This is a genomic window from Microbacterium maritypicum MF109 (assembly GCF_000455825.1).
In the GTDB taxonomy this organism is placed as follows: Bacteria; Actinomycetota; Actinomycetes; order Actinomycetales; family Microbacteriaceae; genus Microbacterium; species Microbacterium maritypicum_A.
Genome location: NZ_ATAO01000206.1, coordinates 196,557 through 220,689 on the forward strand (window position 1 = coordinate 196,557; position 24,133 = coordinate 220,689).

Here is a 24,133-nt window from a genome sequence, read left to right on the forward strand (position 1 = left end):
AACACTAACCGAAAGTGCATGCACCGCGCCAGGGCCCGCCCTCGCGGACGTGGGTCGAGGAGGACATCACGATGCCGGCAACCCAGGAGTCTCTCGCGCAAGACCTGCGAGACCGCCTCGCGACCGCGGCTCGCGGCGGACCGGAGGCGTCCCGCGAACGCCACGTCGCGCGCGGCAAACTGCTCCCGCGGGACCGCGTCGCTCGGGTGCTCGATGAAGGCAGCCCGTTCCTGGAAGTCGCCCCCCTCGCGGCCGACGGCCTGTACGGGGGAGAGGCGCCCGGTGCCGGGGTGATCGCCGGGATCGGACTCGTCCACGGTCGCCACGTCATGGTGGTCTGCAACGACGCGACGGTGAAGGGCGGCACGTACTACCCCCTCACGGTCAAGAAGCATCTGCGTGCGCAGGAGATCGCCCTCGAGAATCGCCTGCCTTGTCTGTACCTGGTCGACTCGGGAGGCGCCTTCCTCCCGAAGCAGGACGAGGTCTTCCCGGATCGGGAGCATTTCGGCCGGATCTTCTTCAACCAGGCGCGTATGTCCGCCGAAGGGATCCCTCAGCTCGCCGCAGTTCTCGGTTCCTGCACGGCGGGTGGCGCCTATGTCCCCGCCATGAGCGACGAGACCGTGATCGTCCGCGGCCAGGGAACGATCTTCCTCGGGGGGCCGCCCCTGGTGAAGGCCGCGATCGGCGAGATCGTGACCGCAGAGGAACTGGGCGGGGGAGAACTGCACGCACGACGCAGCGGTGTGGTCGACCATCTCGCGGAAGACGACGAGCACGCCCTCGAGATCCTGCGCGATATCGTCGCCACGCTCCCCGCACCCGCAGCTCCGGCCTGGGACGTGGCGCCCAGCCGACCGCCGTCCGAGTCCTCCAGCCTCTACGACGCGGTTCCCGTCGACGTGAATGCCGCGTACGACGTGCACGAGGTCATCTCACGCCTCGTCGACGGCGACACGTTCCTCGAGTTCAAGCCCGAGTACGGCACGACCCTGGTCACCGGTTTCGCCCGACTCCATGGTCATCCCATCGGCATCGTCGCGAACAACGGCGTGCTGTTCAGCGAGTCCGCGCTCAAGGGCGCCCACTTCATCGAGCTGTGCGATCAGCGCGGGATCCCGTTGTTGTTCCTGCAGAACATCACCGGGTTCATGGTCGGCTCCGACGCCGAGGCCGGAGGCATCGCGAAGGACGGCGCGAAGATGGTCACTGCGGTCGCAAGCACACGGGTGCCGAAGCTCACGGTCATCATCGGCGGTTCTTTCGGGGCCGGCAACTACTCCATGTGCGGCCGTGCCTACTCGCCCCGCTTTCTGTGGACGTGGCCTGCGAGCCGCATCTCCGTGATGGGCGGCGCGCAGGCGGCGTCGGTGCTCGCCACCGTCAAGGAGGATCAGCTGACCGCGCGCGGCGATGCCTGGAGCGGCGAGGACCGTGCGGCGTTCGAGGCTCCGATCCGTGAGCAGTACGAACACCAGGGCGAGCCCTATTACGCCACAGCCCGACTCTGGGACGACGGGATCGTCGACCCTGCACAGACCCGCGACCTCCTGGGGCTCTCCCTCGATGTCATCTCCCGCAGCCCGCTGCCCGAACCGCGCTTCGGCGTCTTCCGGATGTGAGTGTCTTGTCCATGACCACGACGTCGTCGTCGAACACCGTCTCCTTCCACACCGTTCTCGTCGCCAACCGCGGGGAGATCGCCCGACGGGTGATCCGCACCCTGCGCACGCTCGGCATCCGCAGCGTCGCCGTCTACAGCGACGCCGACGTCGCGGCACCCCACGTGCGAGAGGCCGATGTCGCCGTGAGAATCGGCCCGGCACCGGCTGCGGAGTCGTACCTCGACATCGATGCCGTCATCGCGGCGGCTCGGCGCAGCGGCGCGCAAGCCATCCACCCCGGCTACGGATTCCTCTCCGAGAGCGTCGGACTCGCCGAGGCCTGCGCTGAGAGCGGCATCGTCTTCATCGGCCCGTCGGTGGAGGCCCTGCAGATCATGGGCGACAAGGCACGCGCTCGCGAGCACGTCCTGCGTTTCGGCGTTCCGGTCGTCCCCGGTTTCGACGCCAAAGGCCTGTCCGACGTCGAGATCGCCGAAGAGGCGGAGAACGTCGGATACCCACTGCTGGTCAAGCCCAGCGCCGGCGGAGGCGGCAAGGGCATGGAGGTCGTCGCCGACTCGACGGGGCTGCGCTCTGCGCTCGCCTCGGCCCGGCGCGTGGCGGCCGCGGCGTTCGGCGATGATGCGCTCATCCTCGAACGCCTGATCAGACGTCCGCGGCACATCGAGGTGCAGGTCTTCGGAGACGCGCACGGTACGGTCATCGCGCTCGGGGAGCGGGAGTGCACGCTGCAGCGACGGCACCAGAAGGTCGTCGAGGAGGCGCCGTCGGCAGGCATCCCCCCGCACACCCGGGAGCGACTGCTCGCAGCCGCCGTGCTGGCGGCTGAGAGCGTCGAATACATCGGGGCCGGCACGGTCGAGTTCCTCATCGACGCCGATGCGCCGGACGAGGTGTTCTTCATCGAGATGAACACCCGCCTCCAGGTGGAGCATCCGGTCACCGAGGAGGTCACCGGACTCGATCTCGTCGCCCTTCAACTCCGCGCGGCCGATGGGCTTCCGCTGGATGTCTCGCCGCGTCTGCGCGGTCACGCTGTGGAGGCGCGCGTGTATGCGGAATCGCCCGAGCGCGGCTTCCTCCCCTCCACCGGGAAGGTGCTGTTGTTCGAACCGCCCGTCGGTGTGCGCGTCGACGCGGCGATCGAGACCGGAAGCGAGGTGACCGGGTTCTACGATCCGATGATCGCGAAGGTGATCGCCTTCGCGGACGACCGTGCCACGGCACTCGCGCGGCTCGACGAGGCGCTCGCACGCACGGTCGTGCTGGGCGTCGAGACCAACATCGCGTTCCTGCGAACTCTCTGCCGGGACGCGCGCGTGATCGCGGGGGATCTCGACACGGGACTCATCGAGACCCTGCTTCCCCTCGACGCGCAGACGCCGTCGACCGCACAGCTCGCTGCCGCGAAGGATGCCATCTCGGAGCTCCGCGCGCCGGTGCGGACCAGCCCTCTGTGGCGAGAGCTGCCGGGATGGCGCCTGGGAGCGGAGAACACGGTGGTCGCCCCGTTCGTGGCGCTCACGGATGACGATGAAGAGGTCGAGCTCCACGAGGCCCCGTCCGCACGATCTCGAGTCTCCGTGCGTGCCGCTGTCGACGGCGACGGCGCGGTCTGGGTGGCCGAGGACGGACACACGGTCCGCCTGCGTCCCCTCGACAGAAGGCAGCGGATGCGGCGTCGGCTGTCGGCGCGCGAGGCGGGATCCGGGGCGACGGAACCGGAGGGACGGGCCCCGATGCCGGGCAGCGTCGTGGCGGTTCACGCCGCGGACGGGGAGAGGGTCTCCGCCGGCGACCCTCTCGTCTCGATCGAGGCGATGAAGATGGAGCACCCGGTGCTCGCACCGCACGACGGTGTGGTGCACCTGCTGGTCGCGGTGGGCGATCAGGTGCGGCGCGACCAACCGGTCGCCCGTGTGATGACGGAGGAGAGCTGAGCATGGAAGATCTGACCGAGGAGGAGCGCGAGCTCGCCGCCATGGTGCGGGAGTTCGCAGACACGGTCGTCGCGCCGCAGGCCTATGAGGCCGACCGCACCCATACGCTCTCGATGGACGTCGTGGCGCAGATGGGCGATCTCGGTCTGTTCGGCCTGCCGTTTCCCGAGGAGTACGGCGGACAGGGCGGCGACTACATGGCGCTCGGCATCGCGATCGAGGCGCTCGGCCGCGTGGATCAGTCCATCGCGATCACGCTCGAAGCAGGGGTCAGCCTCGGCGCCATGCCGATCTTCCGCTTCGGCACCGAGGAGCAGCGCCAGGAACTGCTGCCCGATCTGCTCGCCGGACGGGCGCTGGCGGGCTTCGGCCTCACCGAGCCGGAGGCGGGCAGCGACGCCGGCGCGACCAGGACCACGGCCCGACTCGACGGCGACGAGTGGGTGATCGACGGCTCCAAGCAGTTCATCACCAACTCCGGTACCCCGATCACGCGCTTCGTCACGGTCACCGCGGTGACCGTGAACGAGGACGGTCGCAAGGAGATCTCGACGATCATCGTGCCCAACGGCACCCCGGGATTCACGGTCGAGGCCCCCTACGACAAGGTGGGCTGGAACGCCTCCGACACGCATCCGCTGACTTTCGACGGGGCGCGGGTGCCCGCCTCGAACCTGCTCGGCACACGGGGGAGCGGCTTCCGCAGCTTCCTGAGCATCCTCGACGAAGGCCGCATCGCGATCGCAGCTCTCTCGACGGGGGCGGCGGAGGGCTGCCTGGAGGCGGCGGTGGACTACGCGAAGAGCCGCACGATCTTCGGCGCTGCGTTGAGCACGCGCCAGAATGCCCAGTTCACGCTGGCACGGATGCGCGCGCGGGTTCACACCGCTCGGCTCGCCTGGCATCACGCCGCGCGGTTGCGGGATGCCGGCAAGCCGTTCGCCGAAGCGGCGGCCATCGCGAAGCTCGTCGGCGGAGAGGCCGCGATGGACAACGCCAGGGATGCGACGCAGATCTTCGGGGGAAACGGGTTCATGAACGAGTTCCCCGTCGGCCGTCATTACCGTGACTCCAAGATCCTCGAGATCGGCGAGGGCACCACCGAGGTGCAGCTCCTCGTCATCGCACGCGGACTCGGACTCGCCGGGTAGCGTGACGGTATGACCACGCACGACATCCTGCAGCGGGGGCTGTACTACGAGGAGTTCGCGGTCGACGGCCGCTACCTGCATCGCCCTGGGCGCACGGCGACCGAGGCCGACAACGTTCTCTTCACGACGCTCACGATGAATACGCAGGCGCTGCATCTCGACGCGGCCTTCGCCGAGGCCCATGATCCGTTCCACGCGCGGCTGATGAACTCGATGTGGACGCTGTCGACGATGGTGGGATCATCGGTCGCGCAGCTGACCCAGGGAACTCTCGTCGCGCAGCTCGGTTTCGGCGAAGTGGCTTTCCCGCATCCGCTGTTCGCCGGCGACACGCTCTACACCGAGAGCGTCGTCGTGGAGAAACGGCTCTCCTCGTCCCGACCGGGGCAGGGAATCGTGAAGATCGCGCACACCGGACGAAATCAGGACGGAACGGTGGTCGCCACTGCCGTGCGCTCGGTGTTGGTGCGCTGCCTTCCGGAAGGTCCCGCCGCATGAGCTTCGACCTCGGCCCTGCTCTGCTGTTCTGCCCCGCCGATCGACCCGAGCGTTTCCAGAAGGCCGCCGAGCGCGCCGATGCGATCATCCTCGACCTCGAGGATGCGGTGCTCCCGGATGCGAAGGACGCCGCGCGCAGGAATGTCATCGACGCCGATCTCGACCCCGGCCGCGTCGTCGTGCGCGTGAATGCCGCGGACAGCGACGCCTTCACCGCCGACCTCGCGATGCTGGCGAAGACGGACTTCCGCACCGTGATGGTGGCGAAGACGGAGAGCGCGGAGAGCCTCTCAGCGTTCGACGACCGTTACTCGCTGATCGCTCTGTGCGAGACCGCCCGTGGCGTGCACGCCGCAGACCGCATCGCCGCGCACCCACGGGTCACAGCGATGATGTGGGGGGCCGAGGATCTCGTGGCCTCCCTCGGTGGCACGTCGTCCCGGAATGCCGATGGGGGCTATCTCGACATCGCCCGCTATGCCCGCGCGCGCATCCTCCTCGAGGCTGGGGCCCGGGGCAAAGCCGCCATCGATGCCGTGCACATCGCCCTCGACGACGCCGAGGGCCTCGATCGCGAGGCGCGCGATGCCGCCGCGTCGGGCTTTCGCGCGACGGCATGCATCCATCCCAACCAGGTGGCGGCGATCCGGGCCGCCTACCGACCGGACGAGAGGACCGTGGCATGGGCGCGTGCGGTCCTCCTCGCCGCGGCGGCAGAGCGCGGTGTGTTCCGGTTCGAGGGACGGATGATCGACGAACCAGTGCTCCGTCACGCGCGCTCCGTCGTCTCTCGTGCCGGCTAATCGCCGCCTCGGCTGATCAGGGCAGCAGCTAATCAGGGCAGCAGCTGATCAGAGCAGCAGCTGATCAGAGGACCGGAGATTCCTCGAGCAGCCGAAGGTATCCGGGAGCTGCCACGAACCGATGCGCCGAGCCGTTCTGAAGGACCTGGCCGTCCCGGGGGAGGGTTCCGCCGGAGACGTGGTCGATCACGGCCCGGATCACTCCGCCATGGGCGACCACGATGACCGACTCCGCGCGAGGAGCGGACCGCCGGCGTGCGTCTCGGGCGATCTCGTGCAGCGCCGCGATGGCCCGTTCGCCGACCTCGTGCAGGGACTCGGCCCCGGGAACCTCCGCATGCCAATCCCCGTAGGTCCTGATGTAGTCCGGCACGAGCATGCCTTCGCCCTCGCCGAACTCGCGCTCACGGATGTCGGGGACGACTCCGGTGATCTCCAGCCCCAGCCGATCCGCGATGATCTCCGCCGTCTCCCTCGCTCTCAGCAGGGGGCTGGTGTAGACGGCATGATGCGTACCGGCAGCGAGCCTCTCCGCCGCCCACCGCGCGTCGTCGCGCCCCGTCTCGTTCAGCGGGATGTCGGTGGAGCCTTGGATGCGCTTGGCGAGGTTCCAGTCGGTCTGACCGTGGCGGACGAGGGTGAGGTGGGTCACGAGAGGAGTTCCTGGAGTGCGGGGAGCACGTCGCTGGTGCCGGCGGCGATGGTGAGGTGCGCCCAGGCATCCGCGCGCGTCGGCTCACGGTTGACGATGATCAAGGGGATGTTGCGGCGACGGGCGCGCTCGACGAGACGCACGCCGGAGTTGACGACCAGCGAGGAACCCGCGACGATCAGTGCGGTGCTGGAGCGCAGCAGCGACTCGGCGGCACGGAAGCGGTCCTGGGGAACGTATTCGCCGAAGAAGACCACATCCGGCTTGAGCGTCCCTGCGCACACCGTGCACACCGGGACGATGAACCCCTCCGTGCTCTCAGGCAGGACGTCGCCGTCGGGAGCGAGCGCGATGTTCTCCGGCACCGTGATCCAGGGGTTGAGCTCCTCGATCTGCACGGCGACATCGCGGCGGTCGAACACCTGGCCGCACTTGAGGCAGAGCACGCGGCGCATCGTCCCGTGCACCTCGATCACGTGCGAGCTCCCGGCTCGCAGATGCAGACCGTCGACGTTCTGCGTGATGACTCCGGATACGGTGCCCCCGGTTTCGAGTTGCGCCAGCGCGATATGTCCCGGGTTCGGCTCAGCTCGGGCGAACGCGCGCCAACCGAGATGGCTCCCGACCCAGTACCGACGCCGCGCGGCCTCATCGCCCAAGAATGTCTGGATCGTCATCGGATCGCTGCGGGTCCTGGCGCCTTCACCGCGATAGGCGGGGATACCGGAATCGGTCGAGATACCGGCGCCGGTGAGAAGTGCGATGCGCTTCTCGCGCAGCAACTCGGCGGCGTGGGCGATGGTGGCCGACAGCTCGGCGGGATTCGACACGCTCACGGGACCTCCTCGAGCGAGTCTACGGTGCGGGGACGGACACGGCGCCCGCCGACGGGGCGTCAGCGCGAGAGACGCCGTGCGAGGCCTGCCCACGGACGATGGCAGAGTGGACATCGTGGAACTACTGCCTGTGACCGATGCCGACGACCCGCGTCTCGACGACTACCGCGGACTCACCGACACCGCGCTTCGTGCCCTGTCTGAGCCGTCGGGTGGTCTCTACATCGCGGAATCGACGAAGGTGATCGCCCGCGCGGTGGCGGCTGGACATCGTCCGCGTTCCGTACTGGTCCAGGAGCGCCGGGTGGAGGACATCCGGAGGATCGTCGGCGATCTCGATGTGCCCGTGTACGTGGTGCCGGACGAGATCGCCGAGACGGTGACCGGCTTCGCGGTGCACAGGGGGACGATCGCCTCGATGCACCGCCCCGAGCTGCCGTCGGTTCACGACGTGATCCAGGGGGCGACCCTCGTGCTCATCCTCGAGAACATCGGCGACCACACCAACGTCGGAGCGGCCTTCCGTGCGGCTGCCGGGCTGGGGGCCGACGCGGTGCTGGTGTCGCCAGGGGGCGCCGACCCGCTGTACCGTCGCAGTGTCCGCGTGAGCATGGGGACCGTGTTCCAGGTGCCGTGGACGCGTATCCCCGACTGGGATTCCGCCATCGCAGACCTTCACGCCGCGGGCTTCGACATCGCCGCCCTCGCGCTGCGTGACGACGCGGTGACGCTCGACACCTACGCCGCCGATCGTCCGGAACGCGTCGCACTCGTCATGGGCTCGGAGGGCGACGGCCTCTCGCGCGAGGCGATGGAGGGTGCAGACACCATCGTCACCATCCCGATGTCCGGCGGGGTCGACTCGCTCAACGTGGCATCCGCCGCCGCGGTCGCGCTCTGGTCGATGAAAGCCTGACCTCTCAGTCCCTCTCCGGAGGGGTCTGCTCGAATCGGAACACCGGCGAGGGCTCCGGACGCTTCGCCGCGAGGTTGTCTCCGGATGACTGGTGCCGCAACCTCCGGAGCACCCATGGCACCAGGTGCTCGCGTGCCCAGCCGAGGTCCTCGGCGCGCGCCTCTCGCCACGTCCGCAGCGGGAACGGCTCGGGCTGCATGGCCTCGAGGTCGTTCGGCACGTTCAGCGCGCGCAGCGCCATCCGTGCCACCTCGTGGTGACCGAGGGCGTTGTAGTGCAGGCGGTCGTCGTCGAAGAACCGCATGTCCTGCACGACCTTGAGCGCCCACTGATCGGCGACGATGCAGTCATGACGCTCGGCGATCGCGCGGACGTTCTCGTTGTAGATCGCGACCTTGCCGCGGAACGCCCGGAAAACCGGCGTGAAGGCGGTGTCGATCCCGGTGAAGAGGAGCACGGCCGCTCCCGTCGAGGCCAGTCGGGCCACGGCGTCTTCGAGCTGACTCGCGATGGCGTCCGGATCGGTCCCGGGGCGGATCACGTCGTTGCCGCCCGCACAGATCGACACCAGATCAGGGTGGAGCGCCACGGCCGGCTCGATCTGATCGGCGACGATCTGTGCGATGAGTTTTCCGCGGACGGCGAGATTCGCGTAGGCGAAGTCGTCCACCTGCGAGGCGAGCACCTCCGCGACGCGGTCGGCCCAGCCGCGGTGGCTGCCGGGATGTGCGGGATCCGGGTCGCCGATGCCCTCCGTGAACGAATCGCCGATCGCGACGAAACGACGCCACGGATGTGCGGTCTCGTTCGGAACGTAGGGGGTCCGAGTCGAATCCTGGTCGGTCATCCCGCTCTCCTTCACGAACATTCTGCCCGGCGGAGGTGACCGCTGCGCAGTGACAGAGCCTACTGCAGGCGCACGTCCGGGGGAGGGGCACGCGCGGGAACCGCGGCGAGTGATCCCGTGTCCCCGGCAGCGATTATCGTGGAGTCGATGCTCTCTCCGTCCTTTCCACAGCGTGCTCCTTGGGGCACCGCGAACAAGCTGCGCGCGTGGCAGCAGGAGGCCCTCGAACAGTACTTCGCCGCGGATCAGCGCGACTTCCTCGTGGCCGCCACCCCCGGTGCAGGGAAGACCACGTTCGCTCTCACCCTGGCGGTCGAACTCATGCGCATGGGCGAGGTCAACCGCATCATCGTGGTGGCTCCGACCGAGCATCTCAAGACGCAGTGGGCCGATGCCGCCGCGCGCGTGCACATCCGCCTCGACCCCCGCTTCCGCAACAGCGACTGGGCACCCGCCCGCCACTATCACGGCGCCGTCGTGACGTACGCGCAGGTCGCGGCGAAGTCCTCCGTGCACCGGCATCTCACGGAAGACGCGAAGACGCTGGTGATCCTCGACGAGGTCCACCACGGCGGTGATGCACTGAGCTGGGGCGACGCCATCCGCGATGCGTACGGTCCCGCCAAGCGGCGTCTCCTGCTCTCCGGAACCCCGTTCCGCAGCGACACGGCACCGATCCCGTTCGTCGAATACCACCCCGACGAATCCGGCGCGCGCATCTCTCGCACCGACTACAACTACGGCTACGGTCGTGCGCTGGCCGACGGCGTCGTCCGACCTGTCCTGTTCCACATGTATGCGGGCAAGATGCGGTGGCGCACGACGACGGGCGACGAACTCGAGACGCACCTGGGCCAGGACAACACGAAAGACGTGACTTCGCAGGCCTGGCGCACCGCGCTCGACCCCGAGGGCGACTGGATGCCGGCCGTGCTGTCGGCCGCAGACCGCCGCCTCACCGAGATCCGCCACCACGTCCCCGACGCCGGCGGTCTCGTGCTGGCGACCGATCAGACCGTCGCCCGGGCGTACGCCAAGATCCTGCACAGCATCACGGGCCAGCAGGCCACCGTCGTGCTCTCCGACGACGCGACCGCATCGGAACGCATCGAGAAGTTCAGCGCGAACGACTCCCGGTGGATGGTGGCCGTGCGCATGGTGTCGGAGGGTGTCGACGTGCCGCGCCTCGCGGTGGGCGTGTACGCGACCTCCTCGTCGACTCCGCTGTTCTTCGCCCAAGCCATCGGTCGTTTCGTGCGGGCCCGACGCCGCGGTGAGGCCGCCAGCGTGTTCCTTCCGCAGGTCCCCGTGCTCATGGGGCTCGCGAACGAGATGGACAAGCAGCGTGACCACGCACTCGACCGGCAGTCGAAGGAGGACGACGGGCTGGAAGACTCCCTGCTCGAGAGCGCGAATCGCGAGGAGGAGACCTCGGACGCGCTGACGCAGGAGTTCAGCTATCAGGCGCTCTCGTCCGTCGCGCACTTCGATCGCGTGGTGTTCGAAGGTCAGGAGTTCGGACAGCTCGCAGAACCCGGCACACCGGAAGAGGAGGAGTTCATCGGATTCCCCGGTCTCCTCGAACCGGAACACGTCCACGAACTGCTCATGCAGCGTCAGTCCCGTCAATCGCGTCTGCGTGAAGCGCGAGAAGCCTCGACCGCACCGACCGAGACGACGACGCTGCCCCCGCCCCTGCATCGCACGCTCAAAGAGCAGCGACAGCTTCTGAACAGTCTCGTCGGACTCTACGCCCGGCAGAAGGGCGAGCCCCACGGCGCGGTGCATGCCGAGCTCCGACGGATCTGCGGAGGTCCGGCCGTCGCTCAGGCGACGGTGACCCAGCTGCAGTCGCGCATCGAGGTTCTCCGCAAACGCGTGCGTTCCTGAGGACCACAGGACCGCATGACGTCCGGCCGGTGCTTCGGATCCCCGAAATGCTGTCAATCCGCGCCTGAGCAGGGTTCCTGCGCGCCTTCAGAGCTAGCGTTGAACGGTTGCCCGCGCACCGGGCACCGTCTTTCCTGGAGGATCCATGACAGCCCCCGCCGCAGTCGAACCGACGCCAGCCGACCGCCGGCGCTGGGCGCGCTATCTCGTCGAGGAGCGTGCCGAAGGCGCCGTTTATCAGAAGCTCGCTGCACGACGAGAGGGGGAGGAGCGCGACATCCTGCTGAGTCTCGCTGACGCCGAACGCCGCCATGAGCAGCATTGGCTCGATCTTCTCGGCAGCGAGCCGAAGCGACTTCCCCGCGCCGGAGTGCGTTCGCGACTCCTCGGCTGGATGGCCGGTCGTTTCGGGTCCATCTTCGTCCTGGCTCTCGCCCAGAGCGCGGAGGCGCGTTCCCCCTACGATGCGGAGCAGTACGCCACCCCCGCGATGCGGGCCGACGAGAAGGTTCACTACGAGGTCGTGCGCGGGCTCGCGGCACGCGGCCGCAGGCGCCTCTCCGGATCCTTCCGTGCAGCCGTCTTCGGAGCGAACGACGGCCTCGTGAGCAACCTGGCGCTCGTCCTCGGCATCGGCGCGACAGGGGTGAGCTCCGGTTTCGTGCTCTTCAGCGGCATCGCTGGTCTTCTGGCCGGAGCGCTGTCCATGGGGGCGGGGGAGTTCGTCTCCGTACGATCCCAGCGCGAGCTGCTCGCAGCCACCGAGGCGAACGAAGACGCCCATGCGTCGGCCGGCGATCTCGACATCGACGAGAACGAGCTCGCGCTCGTCTACCGCGCACGGGGCATGGAGCAGGAGGAATCGCTGGCGCGCGCCCGGCGCATCGTGAGCGCAGCCCAGGCCGGGGCGCGCCGGGCCGCGACCGGTCCGGTCGACATCCAGGGCGGCGACGCACACGAGATCGTCGGCAGCGATTGGACGGCCGCGATCTCGAGCTTCCTCCTCTTCGCCTCCGGGGCGATCATTCCGGTGCTGCCCTGGATATTCGGCCTGGAGGGAACGACGGCCGTCGTCGTCGCACTCGTGCTCGTCGGCATCGCGCTCCTGAGCACCGGCGCGATGGTGGGCGTGCTCTCGGGCGGCCCGCCCCTGCGCCGCGCCCTGCGCCAACTCGCCATCGGCTTCGGCGCAGCCGCCATCACCTACCTGCTGGGCCTTCTCTTCGGAGTCAGCGCGGCGTGACCGGCAGCGACTCCTGTTCCTGCGATCGCGTGATCGCCGGAACAGGATAGCGGCCCTCGACGACGACGGAGGCGGGCTCGTACATCCGCATCACCGGACGGAGTTCTCCCGATGGAGCGGAGCCCGGTAGCTCCGGATCAAGGCGCGGCGTGTATCTCCGCTCTCCGGTGAGCTGTTCCCCGCGTCGTCGACGCACACGACGTCGGTCGTCCACACGACAACAAAGAAGGCCCCGGATCCAGGGATCCGGGGCCTTCTTCTTCCTGTGCGCGGAGGGGGACTTGAACCCCCACGCCCTTACGGGCACTACGACCTCAACGTAGCGCGTCTACCATTCCGCCACCCGCGCAGGTGTTGGATGATCGTTGCCGACCGAAGAATGACATTACCACGTCCCCAGCGGCCTCTCGAACCGAGGCGCACGCCCGGGCGTGGCGCGCGCTTTCGATAGCCTGGACCCATGACCGATCCGTCTCTTCCGGAGGTCGTCCGCATCGCGAGCGACCTGATCCGCTTCGACACCTCCAACTTCGGCGGGGGCAACGCGAAGGGCGAGCGCGAGGCCGCGCAATATGTCGGTGCCTACCTGGAGGGGCTCGGGCTCGCGGTCGAGTACTACGAGCCGATCCCGCGCCGCACGAACGTGATGGCGAGGGTGCCGGGGCGTGACAGGGACAAGCCCGCGCTCGTCGTGCACGGCCATCTCGACGTCGTTCCCGCCATGGCGGAGGACTGGAGCGTCGACCCGTTCGTCGGCCTCGTGCGGGACGGAATGCTGTGGGGCCGTGGAGCCGTCGACATGAAGAACATGAATGCCATGATCCTCACGTCGGTGGCCGAGATCCTGCGCGCAGGCGAGCAACCGGAACGCGATCTCGTGCTGGCCTTCTTCGCCGACGAGGAGAACGGCGGTGTCGAGGGGTCAGCGCTCGTCGTGCAGAACCGCCCGGAGTGGTTCGAGGGCGCGACGGCCGCCATCAGCGAGGTCGGCGGCTACTCGATCACCGTCGATGACCGACGGGCCTATCTGCTGCAGGTGGGGGAGAAGGCCCTGATCTGGATACGGCTCGTCGCGAAGGGCCGCGCGGGCCACGGAAGCCGCCTGCACGACGACAACGCCGTCACGAAGCTCGCTGAAGCGGTCGCGGCGATCGGGCGCACCCGGTGGCCGATCCGTCTGACGTCGACGACCAGGGCCCTGCTGGAGGGCCTGAGCGACCTGACCGGGCGCAGCGTCGACGACCCCGATGCCCTCGCCGCAGCCGCGGGACCGGCCGAGGCCTTCCTGCGGTCCTCGTTCCGCACGACGACGAACCCGACAGCGCTGGCAGCGGGCTACAAGCACAATGTGATCCCGGAGCGCGCCGAGGCGCTGATCGACGTACGGGTGATCCCCGGGACCGAGGACGACGTCCTCGCCGAGCTGCAGCAGATCGTCGGAGACGAGATCGTCATCGAGACGGTCGTCCGCGACATCGGGATGGAGACGCCGTTCGAGGGCGAGCTCGTGGAGGCGATGGTCGCCAGCATCGGCCGCCACGACCCGGGGGTTCCGGTCATCCCGTATCTGCTCGGTGCCGGCACGGACAACAAGGCACTGGCATACCTGGGCATCACCGGCTACGGCTTCGCGCCGCTCAGGCTGCCTGCCGACCTCGACTTCACAGGCATGTTCCACGGAGTCGATGAGCGAGTACCCGTAGAATCGCTTGTCTTCGGCCAGCAGGTTCTGACCGATCTGCTGCGCACGTACTGAGCGCCGCGCGCTCCGTGCCTCCCTGAACTGAAAGCTCTCCATGCACCTGCTCGAAGCACTGATCCTCGGCATCGTCCAGGGACTCACCGAGTTCCTTCCGATCTCCTCCAGCGCTCACCTGCGCATCCTCGGAACGTTCCTCCCCTCGGGTGAGGACCCGGGGGCCGCGTTCACCGCGATCACACAGATCGGTACCGAGGCCGCCGTCGTGGTGTTCTTCTGGCGCGACATCGTACGCATCGTCACGCAGTGGTTCCGGTCTCTCGTCGGCAAGGCGCCGCGCAACGATCCGGACGCCAGGATGGGCTGGTTGATCATCATCGGCAGCATCCCGATCGTGGTCCTCGGGCTCCTTTTCCAGGATCAGATCGAGACCGTGCTCCGATCGATGTGGATCGTCGCCGTCATGCTGATCGTGTTCGGCATCCTGCTCGGCGTCGCCGACTACGTGGGAGCGAAGCGCCGAAAGCTCGATGACCTCACCTACCCGCACGGCATCGCCTTCGGTTTCGCGCAGGCGCTGGCGTTGATCCCCGGGGTCTCCCGCTCGGGCGGCACGATCACGATGGGCCTGTTCCTCGGATACGAGCGTGCGGCTGCAGCGCGCTACGCCTTCCTGCTGGCGATCCCCGCCGTCTTCGGCAGCGGCTTCTACCAGGTGTTCAAGAGCTGGGACGAGCCGTCGTTCTTCTCGTTCGGCGACACCCTCGCCGCGACGGGAATCGCCTTCGTGGTGGCACTGGGCGTGATCGCGTTCTTCATGAACTGGATCTCGAAGCGCAGCTTCCTGCCGTTCGTCATCTACCGCATCCTGCTCGGCACCGTCCTGCTGGTCCTTCTCGGCACCGGCGTGATCGCCGCCTGACCCGCGCTCAGCGCTTGCGGTCGCCCGGACCGTCGTCGCGGCGGCGCAGGTAGCGCTCGAATGCCTGGGCGATCGCATCGCCCGACGCCTCGGGGGAGTCCCACGTGTCACGGGTGCGCTCGAGCTGGCGGATGTACTCCGCCATGTCCTCGTCCTCCGATGCGGCGGCATCGATCGACGCCTCCCAGGCGGCGGCCTCCGTGCGCAACGCCGTGCGATCCACATCCACTCCGGTGAGCTCCTCGAGACGGTCGAGGAGGGCGAGCGTGACCTTCGGCGAGGGTGTCGCCGAAGCGACGTAGTGTGGCACGCTCGCCCAGAGGCTCGCGGTGGGGATGCCGGCGTTCTCCGCGAAGTGCTCGAAGACGGTGAGGATGCCCACGGGGCCCTCGTACAGCGAGCGTTCCAGACCATGTGCCTCGCGCACCTGCTCGTTCTGGCTGGAGGCGAAGATCGAGATCGGCCGTGTGTGCGGAACGTCGGACAGCATGGCGCCGAGGGTGACGAGACCGGTGATGTCGTCGCGCAGAGCGATGTCGATGAACTCGGAGGCGAACGCCTGCCAGGTGCGCGCCGGCTCGGCTCCGGTGAGAAGCCAGAACTCCGGGCCCGGGCCGGGGTTCCGAGGACGCCACAGACCTGCTTCCGGCCAGGTGAGCTGACGACGGCCTTCCGCATCCATCCGCGTCGACGGACGCGTGTACTGGTAGTCGAAGTACAGCTCGGGGTCGACGGAATGCACGAGATCGTATTCCGACGAGGAGCGCAGCGCATCGATGGCACTGCTCGCCGCTTCACCCGCGTCATTCCAGCCGTCGAAGGCGGCGATGACGATGCGCGGACCGAGAACATCCATCGAGGGCTCCCTTCGAGATCGCGGTCGTGATCCTTCCAGGCTAGTCCGCGAAGGCGGGGAGCGGGCGGCACCACGGCTAGCATGGGTTCAGTGAGCAGAAAGCCCAGCGCGGTCCTATGGGACATGGACGGAACACTCGTCGACACCGAACCGTATTGGATGGCGGCCGAGACAGCACTGGTCGAGTCCTTCGGCGGATCCTGGACCCACGAAGACGCTCTGCAGCTCGTCGGCAGCGGATTGATCGACAGCGCGGTGATCCTTCAGAATGCCGGAGTCGCCATGGAAGCCGAGGCGATCGTCTCCCACCTGACCGACGTCGTGCAGGAATCGCTCCGCACGCAGGGCGTCCCGTTCCGTCCCGGCGCGCGCGAACTGCTCCGGGATCTCCGGGCGGCGGGCATCCCGACCGGGCTCGTGACGATGTCGCTGCGTCGGATGGCTCTGAACGTCGTGGATCTGATCGATTTCGAGGCCTTCGACATCGTCGTCGCGGGGGATGACGTCGACAACCCCAAGCCGCACCCCGAGCCGTATCTACAGGCCGCAGCCCTCCTCGATGTCGACATCGCCGAGGTGATCGTCATCGAGGACTCGCCCACCGGTGTCCGTGCCGGCCTCGCCTCCGGAGCGCTGACGCTCGCCGTTCCGCACATCGTCCCGCTGGATCACCTCGGGGCGCACGAACTGTGGCCGACGCTCGCCGGCCGGGGAGCCGCCGACCTCACCGATCTCTATGACAGCAGCACCGCCTCGACAGGAGCGACCCGATGACCGACTCCCGAGCTCCGCGGCCCAGCGGGCCGTTCCGCGCCGGCGATCGCGTGCAGCTGACCGGTCCGAAAGGCCGTCTGCACACCGTGACGCTCCGCGAGGACGGCGAGCTCCACACGCACCAGGGCGTGCTCCGTCATCGCGACCTGATCGGGCTGCCCGACGGCTCCGTCGTCGCCAACAGCTCGGGACACGACTACCTGGCGTTGCGTCCGCTGCTGCGCGACTTCGCGATGTCGATGCCCCGCGGCGCCGCGATCGTATACCCCAAGGACGCGGCGCAGATCGTGATGCAGGCAGACATCTTCCCTGGGTCGGTGGTCGTAGAGGCCGGGGTCGGTTCCGGCGCGCTCTCGCTCTCGCTCCTGCGTGCGGTGGGTCCGGCGGGAAGGCTCATCTCGTTCGAGCGCCGTGAAGATTTCGCCGATGTGGCGCGCGGCAACGTCGAGACGTTCTTCGGCGAGCACCCGGACACCTGGCGGGTCGTCGTCGGCGATCTCGTCGAGGCGTTGCCGACGGAGACCGCTCCGGCCTCCGTCGACCGCGTCGTGCTCGACATGTTGGCGCCGTGGGAGTGCATGGATGCCGTCGCTGAGGCCCTCACCCCTGGCGGGGTCGTGCTCTGCTACGTGGCGACCGCGACGCAGCTCTCCCGGGTGGCCGAGTACATCCGTGGCACGGGGCTCTTCACCGATCCCGATGCCTCCGAAACGATGGTCCGCGGCTGGCACGTCGAGGGTCTCGCCGTGCGGCCGGATCACCGGATGGTCGCGCACACGGGATTCCTCCTCACCGCACGGCGACTCGCACCGGGCGCCATCGCGCCCTCGGTGAAGCGGCGGGCATCCAAGAGCAGCTACGGCGACGAAGACGTGGAGGCGTGGACCCCCGGCGCTGTCGGCGACCGCGAGATCAGCGACAAGAACCTGCGCAAGCGCGCGCGGGAAGCGGAGAAGGCCGCCGAGGGGGCGCGCCTGGCCGCCGCATCGCGCGATTCCGGGTACGCGACGGAATAGACTGGAGCGCGTGCGTAAAACGTCCGCCGTTCTGGCCTCTCTCAGCCTTGCCGTCCTCGCCCTCACAGGATGCACCGCGACCGCATCCGACGGTGTCGCCGCTTGCGATCGCGGGGGCAACGACAAGATCCTGAACGTCGCCGACGTGAGTGGCGACCTCGGCTCTGTCCCGGACGTCACCGTCTTCGGGCCGGTGAAGAGCGACAAGACCTCGTTCGCCGACGTCACCGTCGGCGACGGGCTCGCCCTGGGATCGGATTTCCAGCCCGTGGTGCTGGACATCGCCTTCTACGGCGGCGACAGCGGCAAGAAGCTCTATCAGTCGGAGTTCAACGGCGACCAGAGCCGCGTCCACAGCATCGACTACTGGGCGCAGCGTTCCGCGGGGCTCTCGGACGTGCTCGAGTGCGCGACCGAGGGCAGCCGCGTCCTCGCCGTCCTGACCCCCGAGGACTTCGGCGAGCAGAACGTCCAGGCGTTCGGCCTCGACAAGGGTGAGAGCATCGTGGCCGTGATCGATGTGCTCGACGTCATGCCGTCGAAGGCCACGGGAGCGCTCCAGTTCAACGACGCCCGCGGCATGCCGACGGTGGTGCGCGCTCCTGACGGAACTCCCGGCATCATCATCCCCGACGTTCCGGCGCCCACCGAGATCACCACCCAGACGCTCATCAAGGGGGACGGCCCGAAGGTGAAGAAGGGCGACATCGTCGTCTCGAACGTCATGGGTGTCGGCTGGGACGACAAGAAGGTCACGACGAGTTCCTGGGGCAAGGATGCCAGCGTCAGCGTTGCTGCAGAGCAACTCGTCGGCGCCACTGTCGGCTCTCAGCTCCTCGTCGTGTTCCCCGCGGCCGAGAACACTCCCGCGACCGCGATCGTCGTCGACATCCTGGGCGCAGTGACGGCGCCTGCGCCGTGATGGCCGCCCGGATCCCCGCGGAGGAGCGCCTGACGAATCTCGTCGTGGCGTTGATGGCCACGGAGATCGGGTTGACCAAGCAGCAGATCCTCGACAACGTCTCCGGCTATCGGCAACGCGCCGAAGCGGGCACCCGCTCGGACGCCCTGGAGAAGATGTTCGAGCGCGACAAGGACGAGCTGCGCTCGCTCGGCGTGCCCATCGAGACCATCGGGGACGCCGCGGACCCGAACGATCTCCGCGAAGCGCGGTACCGCATTCCGCAGGCGGAATACGATCTCCCCAGCGACATCGAGTTCTCGCCCGCCGAGCTGGCGGTGCTGCAACTCGCCGGCAGCGTGTGGAGTGCGGAGTCGGTCTCGGGCGACGCGCAGTCCGGCGTCCGCAAGATCCGAGCCCTCGGCATCGACGGCGATGAACCGATCATCGGGTTCGCGCCGCGCATCACCGCGCGAGACGCCGCCTTCTCACCGCTGCAGGATGCGATCGAGCGGTGCAAGGTGGTGACGTTCGAGTATCTGAAGCCCGGCGAGGACACGCCTCGTCGTCGGCGTATCCGCCCCTTGGCGCTGGTCGACTACGAGGCACGCTGGCATGTCTTCGGCATCGACGTCGACGTCGACGAAGATCGCACGTTCCTCCTCAGCCGGGTCGTCGGCGACGTGCGCGTGAGCACGCAGAGCTTCGACCCCGCGCTGCGCGACGGGGCGGGGGATCGCGCCCTCGCCGGGTTGGAACGCGTCGCATCCGAGAACTCCGCGCTCCTGGAGGTCACGCCAGGAACGGAGGCCGCACTGCGCCTGGGACGACGGGCCACATCCGCCGCACAGGGGATCAACGTCCCCTTCGTCGACCTGCACATCCTCGCGGATGAACTCGCCTCGTACGGTCCGGAAGTCAGAGTGGTCGAACCCGCCCTGCTCCGGGAAGCGGTGATCTCGCGCCTTCGTGCCGTCGTGCGAGCCCACACCGACGTCGAGGAGGCGAAATGAGCGCGAAGGCGAAGCCCCTGCTCGCGGCTGATCGCGTGCGGGTCTATCTGACCCTCGTCCCCTACCTCCTCGAGCACGGGCAGGTCTCTCTCCAGGAGGCGGCGTCAGAGTTCGGCGTGACTCCGCAGGAGATGCGGAGCATGGTCGAGAAGCTCACCGTCATCGGTCTGCCCGGGGAATCAGGCTACTGGCAGCAACCTCAGGAGATGTTCGACATCAACTGGGACCTGCTTGATCTGGACGACGTCATCGAGATCACCAACGACGTCGCTCTGCGTCGCGTCCCACGGTTCACCGCGCGTGAGGCTGCCGCGCTCCTGGCGGGTCTGCAGATGGTGGCTGCGGTGCCCGCCGTCTCCGATTCGGGCCTCGTCGCCGGCCTGATCTCCAAACTCTCTCGAGGCGCCGCGGATGCGCCCGCCGATGTGGTCGTCGCTCCGAGCGCCGTCGACGAGGTTCGCGAGGCGGTCGCCCGCGGGCTTCATGAGGGGGTCGCGATCTCCTTCACCTATCAGGCTCCCGACGCAGCCCCGACGACGCGCACGGTCGATCCGATGCAGATCCTCATCACCAACGGACAGTGGTACCTGCAGGGGTGGTGTCACCTCCGACAGGCGATGCGCACCTTCCATCTCGATCGGGTGAGCGCCCCGACGCTGACCGACATCCCGATCACCCATGCGGGCGATCAGGTTCCCGAGGCATTCGCAGGACTCGACGATGAGCGCGAGGTCACGGTTCGCGTCGCCGAGCGGTTGGCTCCGCTCCTGAACGGATTCCTTCCCCCCGGTGAGACCGAGGTGATCGACGGAGCCGTGACAGCGCGCCTCCATCTCGCCGACCCACGGGGCATCAAGCGGCTGGCTGCGCGCTTCGGCGGAGCGATGGAAGTCCTGGAACCCGGTGTCGCCCGCGCAGCGGCGAGGGACTGGGCTGCCTCGGGACTCGCCCTGTATCGCCAACCCGAAGCAAAGGTTTGATCTGTAGACTGGAGCGAACGCTCACCGACGACGGGAATCCTGACATGTTCGCTGGAATGCAAGGCTGGCACCTGCTTATCGTGCTCGCCGTGATCCTCCTCCTGTTCGGTGCTGCCAAGTTGCCGGCTCTCGCGAAGAGCATGGGACAGTCCGCGCGCGTGTTCAAGGGCGAGATGAAGGCGATGAAGGACGACGACGCCGCTCGCACCGATTCCGCAGCCGCCGAGCCGACCACGGTGAAGGACTCGGGCATCGACCCTGAGACCCCGCCCCGCGCCTGACCGGCCGTGGCAGCCATCGAACCGACCGTGATGCCGAAGGCGGATCGGGATCGACGGATGTCGCTGGGCGCGCATCTCGTCGAACTGCGCAAGCGCCTGATGTTCGCTGCGCTCGCGCTGCTCGTCGGCATGGTCGTCGCGTTCCTCATCGCCGACCCGATCATCAACTTCATCACCGAGCCGGTACGGATCATCGCCGAGAAGCGCGGAGACGACTTCAGCGCACTCAATTTCGGCACGGTGACGGCCGCGTTCGACATGCGCATGCGCATCGCCTTCTCCATCGGCATCTTCCTGTCGGCTCCGGTATGGCTGTGGCAGATCTGGGCGTTCATCATGCCCGGTCTCACCCGCAAGGAGGTCAGGTACACGATCGGTTTCGTCGTGGCCGCCGTTCCGCTGTTCTTCGCCGGCTGCTACCTCGGCGTCATGATCATGCCCCACATCATCGAACTGATGTGGAGCTTCACGCCCGCCGGGGCGACGAACCTCTACTCCGCCCAGGAGTACTACGACTTCATCTTCAAACTGATGATCGTGATCGGCATCTCGTTCGTATTGCCCGTGTTCCTGGTGGCACTCAACCTCGCAGGCGTCATGTCCGGACGGGCGATCCTCAAGGGATGGCGTGTCGCGATCATCATCGCCACGGTGTTCGCCGCGCTCGCGACGCCGGCGGCTGACGTCGTCAGCATGCTGATGCTCGCGGGCATCCTGATCGTCCTCTTCTTCGCCGCCGCAGGTCTCTCACTGATCTTCGACCGACGAAAGCGCAAACGCGACGAGGCATCAGGGCTTCTGCCGGATCCGGCATGAGTTCGCCTTCCGAGAGGTACGCCCGCGCGCAGGAAGCAGTGGAGCACCCGCAGTCGACGGCGTTCGCCGCACTGCAGAAGTTCCAGCTCGATCCCTTCCAGGTCGCCGGCTGTCACGCGCTCGAGAGCGGCCGGAGCGTGTTGGTCGCGGCGCCGACGGGCGCCGGGAAGACGATCGTCGGCGAATTCGCTATCCACCTCGCGATGCAGACCCCGAGTGACAAGGCGTTCTACACGACGCCGATGAAGGCCCTCTCGAACCAGAAGTTCCGAGAACTGGTCGACGTCTATGGTGCCGACGACGTGGGACTCCTTACGGGCGACACGAACATCAACGGCAACGCACGGATCGTCGTGATGACGACCGAGGTCCTTCGCAACATGATCTACGCCGATTCCTCGGCCCTCCGCGACCTCCGCTACGTCATCATGGACGAAGTCCACTACCTCGCCGATCGGTTCCGGGGCGCGGTGTGGGAGGAGGTCATCATCCACCTCCCCGCACGTGTCCGCCTCGTGTCGTTGAGTGCCACTGTGTCGAACGCGGAGGAGTTCGGCGACTGGCTCGACACCGTGCGCGGCGACACCGAGGTGATCGTCTCCGAGATCCGTCCCGTGCCACTCGAGCAGCACGTGCTCGTCCGCGACGACCTCCTGCCGCTGTTCGACGACCGCGCTGGTCTGGCCACGGCGCAGGTGAACCAGGAGTTGATGCGGATCCGCTCGTCGACGGGCACGACCTACGAGAACAACCGCCAGGCGCAGTCCTATCGCAGCGACCGTCATGCCGGCCGTCAGGCGAAGCGGCCTCCGCGGGGAGGACGTCGTCCGGTGCGTGCCGCCAATGCCCGCCGGATCGAGCGGATGGACCGCCCCGACGTCGTGCGGCTTCTGGAGCGGGCGAATCTGCTGCCGGCGATCTTCTTCATCTTCAGCCGCGTGGGGTGTGATGCCGCGGTGCAACAGGTGCGCCGCTCGGGGATCCGGCTCACCTCGAATGAGGAACGTGCCGAGATCCGGGCCATCGTCGAAGAGCGCACGCGTACGCTCCAGGAGGAGGACCTCGGCGTCCTCGGCTACTGGGAATGGCTCGACAATCTGGAGCGCGGCGTGGCGTCGCATCACGCGGGGCTGCTGCCTGCTTTCAAAGAAGTCGTCGAAGAGCTCTATCAGCGCAAGCTGGTCAAGGTCGTCTTCGCCACCGAGACGCTCGCGCTCGGGATCAACATGCCGGCACGCACCGTTGTGCTCGAGAAGATGGAGAAGTTCAACGGCGAGGCCCGGGTGGCCATCACCTCGGGGGAGTACACCCAGCTCACCGGGCGCGCAGGACGCAGAGGGATCGATGTCGAGGGTCACGCCGTCGTGCAGTGGACCGAGGGCATGGATCCACAGGCGGTCGCTGCACTCGCCTCCCGCCGCACCTACCCGTTGAACTCCAGCTTCCGGCCGACGTACAACATGGCCGTCAACCTGATCGACCTGTTCGGCAAGCCCAGGGCCCGTGAGATCCTGGAATCGTCGTTCGCCCAGTTCCAGGCCGACCGTGCCGTCGTCGGGCTGGCGCGGCAGGTGCGTGAGGCCGAGGAATCGCTGGCCGGCTATCAGAGCGCAATGGCGTGCGAACACGGCGACTTCCCCGAGTACGCGGCGATCCGACGCGAGCTGAGCGACCTCGAGAAGAAGAACCGTCAGGACTCGAACGCCCCGCGCGCGTCGCGCGACAAGCGCATGAAGCGCATCCAGACCCTGCGGACGCAGATGCAGCGTCACCCGTGCCATCGCTGTCCCGACCGCGAAGCGCACGCACGCTGGGCGGAGCGCTACTGGAAGCTCAAGCGTCAGACGGATCGCATCCGTCGCCAGATCGAGACACGCACCGGGACCGTCGCGCGGGTCTTCGACCGCGTCGTCGAGGTCCTGGAGACGCTCGACTATCTACGTGATGAGGACGGGGAGACCACGCTGACCGAGGCCGGACGGACCATGCGTCGCATCTACGGCGAACGTGACCTGCTCGTCGCGGAGTCCTTGCGTCAAGGCCTCTGGGCCGGCCTCGATGCTCCGTCCCTTGCAGCCATGGCGTGCTGTCTGGTGTACGAACCCCGCCGCGACGAGGCGAACACGGGGGAGAGGGGTCTACCGCGAGGGCCCTTCCGCGCGGCGTATGAGAAGACGACCACGCTCTGGGCCGAGCTCGACGACCTCGAGCAGGACCATCACCTCCCCGGAAGCGAGCCCCTGGCCGCAGGCCTGGCCGGCGCGATGCACTCCTGGGCGCGGGGCGGGATGCTCGACCGAGTGCTGGTCGATGCGGATATGGCGGCCGGGGACTTCGTGCGCTGGGCCAAGCAGACGATCGACCTGCTCGACCAGCTGTCGATCGTGGCCGAGGATGCGGCTCTCGCGCGTACGGCTCGTGCCGCGCTCGACGGGGTGCGTCGCGGCATCGTCGCCTACTCGTCGATGTGA

At 67.9% G+C, this 24,133-nt stretch carries 22 protein-coding genes and 1 tRNA gene; 18 read left to right on the forward strand and 5 right to left on the reverse strand.

The window, feature by feature from the left end:
- Positions 1 to 71 precede the first annotated feature (71 nt).
- From L687_RS35240 to L687_RS35260, 5 genes are read left to right on the forward strand one after another with little or no spacing between them, the layout of a single operon-like run.
- Entirely contained in the window at positions 72 to 1,625 is a 1,554-nt protein-coding gene (locus tag L687_RS35240; RefSeq protein ID WP_021200541.1) for a carboxyl transferase domain-containing protein, read from the forward strand.
- An 11-nt stretch (positions 1,626 to 1,636) separates the two neighbouring features.
- The gene (locus tag L687_RS35245) at positions 1,637 to 3,568 is read left to right on the forward strand and encodes an acetyl/propionyl/methylcrotonyl-CoA carboxylase subunit alpha (RefSeq protein WP_021200542.1); all 1,932 of its coding nucleotides are present in this window, start codon (positions 1,637 to 1,639) and stop codon (positions 3,566 to 3,568) included.
- Positions 3,569 to 3,570: 2 nt separating this feature from the next.
- Complete coding sequence (locus tag L687_RS35250) at positions 3,571 to 4,719, forward strand: acyl-CoA dehydrogenase family protein (RefSeq protein WP_021200543.1); 1,149 nt, start codon at positions 3,571 to 3,573, stop codon at positions 4,717 to 4,719.
- A gap of 9 nt (positions 4,720 to 4,728) precedes the next feature.
- On the forward strand, positions 4,729 to 5,217 hold the full coding sequence (locus tag L687_RS35255; RefSeq protein ID WP_021200544.1) for a MaoC family dehydratase: 489 nt from the start codon (positions 4,729 to 4,731) through the stop codon (positions 5,215 to 5,217).
- Complete coding sequence (locus L687_RS35260) at positions 5,214 to 6,020, forward strand: HpcH/HpaI aldolase/citrate lyase family protein (protein WP_021200545.1); 807 nt, start codon at positions 5,214 to 5,216, stop codon at positions 6,018 to 6,020. The genes L687_RS35255 and L687_RS35260 overlap by 4 nt, the downstream gene beginning before the upstream one ends.
- Positions 6,021 to 6,084: 64 nt before the next feature.
- Here L687_RS35260 and L687_RS35265 read toward each other — a convergent pair whose 3' ends face one another.
- Positions 6,085 to 6,672 (reverse strand): histidine phosphatase family protein, encoded by a 588-nt coding sequence (locus L687_RS35265; protein ID WP_021200546.1) that lies wholly within the window; start codon positions 6,670 to 6,672, stop codon positions 6,085 to 6,087.
- Positions 6,669 to 7,508 (reverse strand): Sir2 family NAD-dependent protein deacetylase, encoded by an 840-nt coding sequence (locus tag L687_RS35270; RefSeq protein ID WP_021200547.1) that lies wholly within the window; start codon positions 7,506 to 7,508, stop codon positions 6,669 to 6,671. Before L687_RS35270 ends, L687_RS35265 begins: the two co-directional genes overlap by 4 nt.
- A 115-nt stretch (positions 7,509 to 7,623) precedes the next feature.
- Here L687_RS35270 and L687_RS35275 point away from each other — a divergent pair, with 115 nt between their 5' ends.
- Positions 7,624 to 8,424, forward strand: a complete 801-nt coding sequence (locus tag L687_RS35275; RefSeq protein ID WP_029259212.1) for a TrmH family RNA methyltransferase — start codon at positions 7,624 to 7,626, stop codon at positions 8,422 to 8,424.
- Between the two features lie 4 nt (positions 8,425 to 8,428).
- On the opposite strand, the gene L687_RS35280 is transcribed toward L687_RS35275, so the two are convergent.
- Entirely contained in the window at positions 8,429 to 9,271 is an 843-nt protein-coding gene (locus L687_RS35280; protein ID WP_021200549.1) for an SGNH/GDSL hydrolase family protein, read from the reverse strand.
- A 147-nt stretch (positions 9,272 to 9,418) separates the two neighbouring features.
- On the opposite strand from L687_RS35280, the gene L687_RS35285 reads away from it, so the two are divergent.
- Positions 9,419 to 11,161 carry a DEAD/DEAH box helicase gene (locus L687_RS35285; protein ID WP_021200550.1) on the forward strand — a complete coding sequence of 581 codons (1,743 nt, stop codon included), beginning with the start codon at positions 9,419 to 9,421 and terminating at the stop codon, positions 11,159 to 11,161.
- Positions 11,162 to 11,306: 145 nt separating this feature from the next.
- A complete protein-coding gene (locus L687_RS35290; protein ID WP_021200551.1) occupies positions 11,307 to 12,404 on the forward strand; it encodes a VIT1/CCC1 transporter family protein in 1,098 nt (365 codons plus the stop codon).
- Between the two features lie 266 nt (positions 12,405 to 12,670).
- Here the strand turns inward: L687_RS35290 and L687_RS35295 are convergent.
- Positions 12,671 to 12,753, reverse strand: a tRNA-Leu gene (locus tag L687_RS35295).
- A gap of 111 nt (positions 12,754 to 12,864) precedes the next feature.
- Between L687_RS35295 and L687_RS35300 the strand changes: the two genes are divergently transcribed.
- The gene (locus tag L687_RS35300; protein WP_021200553.1) at positions 12,865 to 14,160 is read left to right on the forward strand and encodes a M20/M25/M40 family metallo-hydrolase; all 1,296 of its coding nucleotides are present in this window, start codon (positions 12,865 to 12,867) and stop codon (positions 14,158 to 14,160) included.
- Positions 14,161 to 14,200: 40 nt separating this feature from the next.
- Positions 14,201 to 15,025, forward strand: a complete 825-nt coding sequence (locus tag L687_RS35305; protein WP_021200554.1) for an undecaprenyl-diphosphate phosphatase — start codon at positions 14,201 to 14,203, stop codon at positions 15,023 to 15,025.
- Positions 15,026 to 15,032: 7 nt separating this feature from the next.
- On the opposite strand, the gene L687_RS35310 is transcribed toward L687_RS35305, so the two are convergent.
- Positions 15,033 to 15,881 carry a PAC2 family protein gene (locus tag L687_RS35310; protein ID WP_021200555.1) on the reverse strand — a complete coding sequence of 283 codons (849 nt, stop codon included), beginning with the start codon at positions 15,879 to 15,881 and terminating at the stop codon, positions 15,033 to 15,035.
- An 81-nt stretch (positions 15,882 to 15,962) separates the two neighbouring features.
- On the opposite strand from L687_RS35310, the gene L687_RS35315 reads away from it, so the two are divergent.
- The 8 genes from L687_RS35315 to L687_RS35350 are packed head-to-tail and all read left to right on the forward strand — an operon-like array spanning position 15,963 to position 24,133.
- Positions 15,963 to 16,655 carry an HAD family hydrolase gene (locus L687_RS35315; RefSeq protein WP_029259217.1) on the forward strand — a complete coding sequence of 231 codons (693 nt, stop codon included), beginning with the start codon at positions 15,963 to 15,965 and terminating at the stop codon, positions 16,653 to 16,655.
- A complete protein-coding gene (locus L687_RS35320; RefSeq protein WP_021200557.1) occupies positions 16,652 to 17,671 on the forward strand; it encodes a tRNA (adenine-N1)-methyltransferase in 1,020 nt (339 codons plus the stop codon). The genes L687_RS35315 and L687_RS35320 overlap by 4 nt, the downstream gene beginning before the upstream one ends.
- Before the next feature lie 10 nt (positions 17,672 to 17,681).
- On the forward strand, positions 17,682 to 18,593 hold the full coding sequence (locus tag L687_RS35325; RefSeq protein WP_021200558.1) for a hypothetical protein: 912 nt from the start codon (positions 17,682 to 17,684) through the stop codon (positions 18,591 to 18,593).
- Entirely contained in the window at positions 18,593 to 19,585 is a 993-nt protein-coding gene (locus L687_RS35330; RefSeq protein ID WP_021200559.1) for a helix-turn-helix transcriptional regulator, read from the forward strand. The genes L687_RS35325 and L687_RS35330 overlap by 1 nt, the downstream gene beginning before the upstream one ends.
- Entirely contained in the window at positions 19,582 to 20,565 is a 984-nt protein-coding gene (locus L687_RS35335) for a helix-turn-helix transcriptional regulator (RefSeq protein WP_021200560.1), read from the forward strand. The genes L687_RS35330 and L687_RS35335 overlap by 4 nt, the downstream gene beginning before the upstream one ends.
- 44 nt (positions 20,566 to 20,609) lie before the next feature.
- On the forward strand, positions 20,610 to 20,846 hold the full coding sequence (tatA, locus tag L687_RS35340) for a Sec-independent protein translocase subunit TatA (protein ID WP_021200561.1): 237 nt from the start codon (positions 20,610 to 20,612) through the stop codon (positions 20,844 to 20,846).
- 57 nt (positions 20,847 to 20,903) lie between these two features.
- Entirely contained in the window at positions 20,904 to 21,662 is a 759-nt protein-coding gene (gene tatC / locus L687_RS35345; RefSeq protein ID WP_029259222.1) for a twin-arginine translocase subunit TatC, read from the forward strand.
- Positions 21,659 to 24,133, forward strand: coding sequence for a DEAD/DEAH box helicase (locus tag L687_RS35350; protein ID WP_029265387.1), 2,475 nt, complete (start codon positions 21,659 to 21,661; stop codon positions 24,131 to 24,133). Before tatC ends, L687_RS35350 begins: the two co-directional genes overlap by 4 nt.